Source organism: Nonomuraea sp. NPDC003201, assembly GCF_053590415.1.
In genome coordinates this window covers 1-6,871 of the sequence record NZ_JBSFTC010000449.1, presented here as the reverse complement: position 1 = coordinate 6,871, position 6,871 = coordinate 1, and the positions used below count along the sequence as shown (strand labels likewise).

At 74.3% G+C, this 6,871-nt stretch carries 6 protein-coding genes; 2 read left to right on the top strand and 4 right to left on the bottom strand.

Translation table 11 applies throughout. The features are described 5' to 3' along the window. The 4 genes from ACWDX9_RS57440 to ACWDX9_RS57425 form a co-directional block, all read right to left on the bottom strand. Positions 1-555: MFS transporter (locus tag ACWDX9_RS57440; protein WP_449971602.1), on the bottom strand; the 555-nt coding region annotated here is incomplete at its 3' end. Between the two features lie 84 nt (positions 556-639). Further along, positions 640-1,218, bottom strand: a complete 579-nt coding sequence (locus tag ACWDX9_RS57435; RefSeq protein WP_449971599.1) for a TetR/AcrR family transcriptional regulator — start codon at positions 1,216-1,218, stop codon at positions 640-642. A 48-nt stretch (positions 1,219-1,266) separates the two neighbouring features. After that, positions 1,267-1,638 carry a hypothetical protein gene (locus ACWDX9_RS57430; RefSeq protein ID WP_449971596.1) on the bottom strand — a complete coding sequence of 124 codons (372 nt, stop codon included), beginning with the start codon at positions 1,636-1,638 and terminating at the stop codon, positions 1,267-1,269. Between the two features lie 42 nt (positions 1,639-1,680). Further along, the gene (locus ACWDX9_RS57425; protein WP_449971593.1) at positions 1,681-2,199 is read right to left on the bottom strand and encodes a hypothetical protein; all 519 of its coding nucleotides are present in this window, start codon (positions 2,197-2,199) and stop codon (positions 1,681-1,683) included. 86 nt (positions 2,200-2,285) lie between these two features. Between ACWDX9_RS57425 and ACWDX9_RS57420 the strand changes: the two genes are divergently transcribed. Together ACWDX9_RS57420 and ACWDX9_RS57415 are read left to right on the top strand one after the other, a co-directional pair. After that, entirely contained in the window at positions 2,286-3,608 is a 1,323-nt protein-coding gene (locus ACWDX9_RS57420; RefSeq protein ID WP_449971605.1) for a cytochrome P450, read from the top strand. Between the two features lie 88 nt (positions 3,609-3,696). Continuing rightward, positions 3,697-6,871: methyltransferase (locus tag ACWDX9_RS57415; protein WP_449971591.1), on the top strand; the 3,175-nt coding region annotated here is incomplete at its 3' end.

Below are 6,871 nucleotides of genomic sequence, written 5' to 3'. Positions count from 1 at the left end.
GGACGGCTCGCGCACGTCCGGCACCAGCCGCGCGACCAGCGCGAACCCGGCCGCGCAGCACGCCGCGACCACCAGGAACGTGGCCCGCCAGCCGTGGGCGTTCCCGATGAACGTGCCGATCGGCGCGCCCAGGATCATCGACAGGTTCATGCCGAAGACGAGCTTGGAGACGGTGGACGCCTGCTTGCCCGGCGCGGCGGTGGAGACCGCGATGACGATCGCGTTGGCGAAGAACGTGGACGTCACCAGCGACGTGACGACCCTGGCCGCGAAGAGCACGCCGTACGCGGGGGCGAGCGCGGAGGCCAGGTTCCCGGCGATCGTGATCGCGAGCAGCACCAGGATGAGCGGCTTGCGCGGGAAGCGGGCGGTGAGGGCCGTCAGCACGGGCCCGCCGACGATCATCCCGATGGCGTACGCCGTCACCAGCAGCCCGGCGGCCGGGATCGAGACGGCCAGGTCGGTGGCGATGCCCGGGAGGATGCCGGCGATGACGAACTCGCCGGTCGTTATCCCGAACACGCACAACATCAGCGACGGCACACTGAGCCTCATCGATCTTCGCTCTCTTTCTTTACAGATCAGTACAGAACTAGGGCGGCAAAAAGGCCGCGGCTCCATGAACCGCGGCCGGGGCTGCTACAGGGCGGCGACGGCCCCGTCGACGACGTCGAGGAGGGCGGCCCGATCGTCGGTGACCTTGGCGAGCACGCGCAGGCCGTAGTAGGCGCTCTGGAACGCCCGCGCCACCTGCCGCGGCGGCCGGTCCGACGACAGCTCGCCCGTGCTCTGGCCGAGCTCGACCAGCCGCTGGAGCGCCTGCTCCAGGTCGGCGAACTGCCGCCGCACCAGCCCCGCGACCGCCTCGGTGCGCCCGCTGAACTCGGTGGCGGCGTTGAGCGCCAGGCAGCCGCGCCGGCCCGGGTCCGCCATGTCGGCGTCGATCACGCCGAGCATGAGGTCCCTGAGCCGCGCGCGCACCGACCCGGGCTCGGCCAGCATCGCCAGCTGCGCCTCGGCCTTGGTCTCGGCGTAGCGGCGGATCGCCTCCTCGTAGAGGCGGTGCTTGCTGCCGAAGGCGTTGTAGAGGCTGCCGCGGCCGAGCCCGGTGCGCTCGCACAGGTCCTGGGTGGAGGTCGCCTCGTACCCCTTCTCCCAGAAGACCTCCATCGCGGCGTCGACGACCGCCCGATCACTGAACTCCCGTGGCCTGCCCATGGGAGGAGGTTAGCGGATTTTGTACAGACCAGTAAAGAACCGTCCGGGCTAGGGCGTGGTGGCGCAGAACTCGCCGCTCAGGGTGCTGACGCGCATGCATACCTCGTCTCCGCCGACCAGCACCACAGCGGGCCGGAAGTCCCCTTCGAGCGCCGTGCCGAAGGTGGACGTCGTGAGAGAGCCAGGGGTCAGGACATCGTTCACAATGAAGGTGAAGACGGCCGTGGCCGGCGCGGGCTGGATCTCGAACCAGTAGAAGCGGTCGCCGGGCACCCCGCGGACTTCCTGGCAGACAGGCGTTTCCGGCAGGCAGGTGATCGCCGCCTGAGCCGGAGGCGATCCCCCGAGCGAGAGGATCCCGGCGGCCACCGATACGGCGAGGGCGCGGAGCATGTTCGTCACCTTTTCTTCAGAGATCATCGAAGCCTTCCAGCCGATGATCTCTGAAGAGGAGGCGGCGGGCTACCGGGCGTCGATCCGCTGGCAGAGGCCGTAGACGAACCGGGCGCGATGGGTGGCGCCGCCGTGGGCGAAGTCGACCGCCCAATGGTGCGGGGCCTGGCCCTCCTGGTGGACGGCGCCGGGGAAGCTCGCGGCGACGTCGGCGACCACGCAACTCCAGGGCGCCAGCTCGGCGAAGGACAGCGTCCTGGGGTCCCCGGGGCGGACGAACCACTGGTTCCACGTCTCGCCGCCGGGACCGTACAGGACCTCGAACTCCAGGCCGGGCCAGGATGGCAGGACCCAGCGGGACACGCCGCAGGTCAGGCTGCCCACGGCGGTCGTGCCCTCGTACGCGGGGCGGCCGAGCAGCGGCCGGAGCGTCTTCGGCGCCCTCGGCGAGTGGAGCATCCTCGTCCACTGGGCGTGCGCGGCCCGCAGCTCCGCCCTGGTCGCGCCCATGACCCGGAGCGCGTCCTCGACCCGCGCGGGGTTGAGATCGCGCATCCGGTGCATCAGGGACAGTTCAAACTGCCGCACGCCGAATCGCACACCCCCGTTTTACCTGCTCCCGGCGTTGCACGAGGCATCGGGCGGGTGCCCTTTCCTACCATCGGCGGGTGACCATGGCGCGTCCCGTCCCAGGCCCCGGCCGGCTGGCTCTGTTGGCGTTGCCCGCGTACCTCGTGCGGGGCGAGCACCTCCTCGACCGGGCCTTCGAACGCTACGGCGACGTGTTCGCGTTCTGGGCGCCGGGCATCGGGCGGGTCGCGCTCATGCGCGACCCCGCGCTGATCGGCGAGGTCATGGCGGCGCCGCTGGACCCGTTCGAGGGCCGGCCCACGGCCGCTGCGTGGGGGCCGCGGTCGATCTTCGCGCAGCACGGGGCCGACCACCACCGGCTGCGCAAGCTGGTGCTGCCCCTGCTGGGCGGCCGGGCGGTGCGGCGCCACCGCGAGATCGTGGCCGACGTGGCCGGGCGGACGGTGGACGGGTTCCCGGCCGGGATGCCGTTCGAGCTGCTGCCGCTGCTGTGGGAGGCGCTGCTGGAGATCGCGCTGCGCTCCCTGCTCGGGCTGGACCGGCGGCGCCTGGAGGTGTGGCGGCCACTGGTGCGGGAGCTCCTGAACGTGGCGCTGACGGAGGAGCTCATGGTCCGCTTCGCGCTGCGCGGGCTGGGCGCCATCCGGCTCTGGCCGTCCGCGCAACGGCTCCGCGCCCGCTGCGTGCGGCTGGTCAGGGGCGAGATCGCCCGCCGCCACGACGGCGACACCGGTGACGACGTCCTGAGCCTGCTGATGGCCTCGCGCACCGCCGAAGGGTGGCGGCTCAACGACGAGGCGCTGGTCGACCAGGTCCTGACCATGCTGCTGGCGGGGCACACCACGACCGCGCTGGGTGTGGCCTGGGCGGTCGAGCGGCTCGTACGGCACCCGTCCGCGCTCCACCGGCTGACCGCGGAGGCCCTGCATGGCGAGGACGACCGGTTCGCCACCGCGGTCACCTGCGAGACACTGCGCCTGCGGCCCTCGACCTCGACCGTGCCGCTGGGTGTGGCGCGCGAGCGGCTCACGTTCGGCGGCTACCGGGTCGAACCCGGCACCAACCTGCTGGTGGCGCTGCGGGCGCTGCACCGCCATCCCCGGCACTTCGCCGACCCGTCGGCCTTCCGCCCCGAGCGGTTCCTGGAGGGACGTCCCGCCCCGTACAGCTGGCTGCCGTTCGGGACGGGGCCGCACGTGTGCGTGGGCAAGCACTTCGCGCTGCTGCAGATCTCGACGTTCCTGCACGTCGTGACCCGCCGCGTGATCCTCTCCGCCGCCGACCCGCGCGACGAGGGGATGAACCGCGTCGCCATCACCCACCAGCCCGACCGGGGCTGCACGGTGGTCGCGGTGCCCCGCGGCCCGATCACCCCGCGACCTTTCGGCGGCCGGCCCGATGCCTGACACCCACCGATCACCCCACGACCCTTCGACGGCCGGACCGACGCCTGACACCCACCGATCACCCCACGACCCCTCAGCGGCCGACCCGATGCCTGACGCGCGCCCGCCGATCACCCTGCACCACGCCCGGCTCCGCGCCGCCCCGTACGGGCCGGACCAGCCGCCGCCCGATCCTGGGGTTGTCGTGGCCCAGCCCGATCCCGAGGTGATCGTGGCCCGCGCGAGTGGGCGGATCGAGCGGCTGCGCGAGGCGTGGCGCGAGCTCCGCTACGAACGGTTCCTCCCGGAGGCGTGGCAGGCCCAGCTCCACCGGTTCGCGACCGCCCTCGACGAGCTGGCCCGCCCCGGACGCCTGGGCGCCGTCGTCCTCGGGCTGCTGCGGGAGCACGGGCTCGCGGAGCCCGGGCCGGACGGCCGGTGGCGGCTGACCGGTCCGGCCAGGCCGTACGAGCTGACCCGGAGCCTGCTGCTGCGACACCCGGCCTTCGTCACGGAGGTCGCGCTGAACAGCCGCATGTACCATCACCTGCCGGCGGTCCTGCGCGGCGAACGGGACCCGCTGGAGCTGCTGAGCCGCGACGGCGGCGGCGAGCTGACCCGCCAGCTCTACGACATCGCCCCGCTCTGCCGCTTCGCCAACCAGGTGGCCGGCGCGCTGCTCGACGAGATCGTGGCCGCCTGGCCGCCGGACCGCCCGCTCCGGGTGCTGGAGGTCGGCGCGGGCACGGGCGGCACGACGGCGGCGCTCCTGCCGCGCCTGCCGTCCGACCGCACTCGCTACACCTTCACGGACGTCTGGCCGTTCTTCTGCACCGCGGCCCGCCGCCGCTTCGCCGCCCACGACTTCCTCGACTACCGCCAGCTCGACCTGAACACCGATCCCGCGGCCCAGGGCTTCGCGGCGGGCGGCTATGACGTGGTGGTCGCCGCCAACGCCCTGCACACCGCCCGGGACCTGGCTCCGGCCCTGCGCCGGGTCGGGCGCCTGCTCGCTCCCGGGGGCCACCTGCTGGCCGTCGAGACCCACGATCCGCGCCTCCTGATCGGCACCTTCGGCCTGCTGGAGAGCTTCTGGCAGGTCGACGACCGCGACGTGCGCCCGCACGGCCTGCTGCTGTCCCGCGACCGGTGGCCGTCGTTGCTGCGCGGGTGCGGGTTCGCGCAGGTGGTGCAGACCGGCGACGACCGGCCACCTGCCCGGGACGGCTTCTCCGTCATGCTGGCCTCCCGTCCCCCGGCCACCGAGGCTCGCCGACAACCGCTTCCCACGCCTGCCGGCAAAGCTGAACGGCGACCGCTGCCCGGGCCTGCCACCGAAGCCAGGCGCCCGCCGCTGCCCACGCCTGCCACCGAAGCTGGACAGCGACCGCTGCCCGCGCCTGCCACCGAAGCCCAGCGGCGGCTGCTGCCCGCGGCTGCCGGCGACACCCGATGGGTCGTCGCCGCGGAGACGGCCGCCGAGCTGCCGCTCGCCGACGCGGTCGCCCGGTTGCTGACCTCCGGCATCGAGGGCGAGGCGACGAGCGACCAGGCCGTGGCGGCGCCGGCCCCGGCTGGGGCGGCGGGCGGTGAGGCCGTGGCGGTGCTCGCGGATGGGGATCCGGCTCGCTGGCGCGAGTGGGTGCGCGGCGGCGGCCCACCGGGTGGGCCGGAGAGCGGGCGGATGTTCGAGGGCGGGCCGGAGAGCGGCGGCGGGCTGGAGAACGGGTGGGTGTGCGGTGGTGGGCCGGAGAGCGGGCGGGTGTGCGTCGTGTTCGTGCTGGCCGAGCATGGTGAATGCGCCGGCACCGATGACGAGCCGCGCCTGAGGGTGGAGCAGGCCGTCGCGCGGATGGGGGTGCTGCGGGCCGTCGTGGCCGCGTGCGACGAGCTGCCACCGGCCGTCGAGCGCACCCTGTACGTGGTGACGCGGCCCAGTGGCGCGTTGCCCGCTCCGGAGCTGCCCCTCGTACCCGCCGACGCGGCGATCTGGGGAGCCGCCCGGGCCATCGCCAACGACCGGCCCGGCCTGCGCCTGCCCAGGATCAGCCTGCACCGCGAGGGGACGGTCGCCGTGGACGCCCGCCGGCTGGCTCGCGAGCTGCTGGCTGCCTCCGGGGAGAGCGAGGTGGCGTTGACCCCGGGTGGCCGCTTCGTCGCCCGGGAGGTGCCGTACGAGGGGGTCGGCGACCGGGTACGGCACTACGTCCTGGACCTCGGCCGGTCAGGGCAGCGCGGGGAGCCCGCCTGGGTGGAGGCCGACCCTCCACCGCCACCCGGCCCCGGCACGGTCACCATCGAGGTCCGGGCCGTTGGCCTGCCCGATCGCCCGCTCCCGTCTGCCGTGGACGCCGGAGATGCCTGTGCTGCCGGTGTTGCCCGGGATGCCGGGAACCCTGGAGACGCGGGCCCTGGAGACGCAGGCCCTGGAGACGCAGGCCCTGGAGACGCAGGCCCTGGAGACGCAGGCCCTGGAGACGCAGGCCCTGGAGACGCGGGCCCTGGGGACGCGGGTCCTGGAGGCGCCGGGGATGTCGGGTGGGCGTTCGCCGGGGTGGTGAGCGCGGTCGGGACGGGGGTGCGTGGCGTCAGGGCCGGCTGCCGGGTGGTCGGGGTGGCGGCGGGTGTGCCGGCGTCGCACCTGCTCGCCGATGCCCGGCTCGTCGGCGCGATCCCCGACGGCATGAGCTTCGCCGAGGCCGCCACCCTGCCGATCCCGTTCATCGTCCTCGCCCGCCACGAGGCGCGCGGTGGCGCCACGGCGCTCGGGCTGGCGGCGCTGCAGGACGCCTGGCACCGGGGGACGCCGATCACCGCCACCGCGAGGACGGCGGCGCAACGTGAGCTCCTGCACGGCCTCGGCGTGCCGGAGGTGCTCGACGGCCCGCACCCCGGGGACGGCGTGCCGGGGCGGGTGGTCGACGCAACGCACCCCGGGGACGGCGTGCCGGACGTGCTCGACAGGGCGCACCCCGAAGACGGCGGACCGGCGCGGGCGGTCGAGCCCGAGGTGTTCCGTGAGGTCATGGAGCGCGTCCACGCGGGCATCCACCGCCCGCTCCCGCACACCCTCTATCCCGCCGCCCGGGTCCGGGAGGCGGTCGCGTCCATGCGGCACGACAGGCACCTCGGCGCGGTCGTGCTCTCCTTCGACCCCCTGGACGGCCCGGTGCCGGTCAGGACGCGGCCCGGAAAGCTCAGGCCGGATCCCGGGGGCACGTACCTCGTGGTGGGCGGCGTGGGCGGGTTCGGGGCCGCGGCCGCGTACCGGCTGGCGGAGCGGG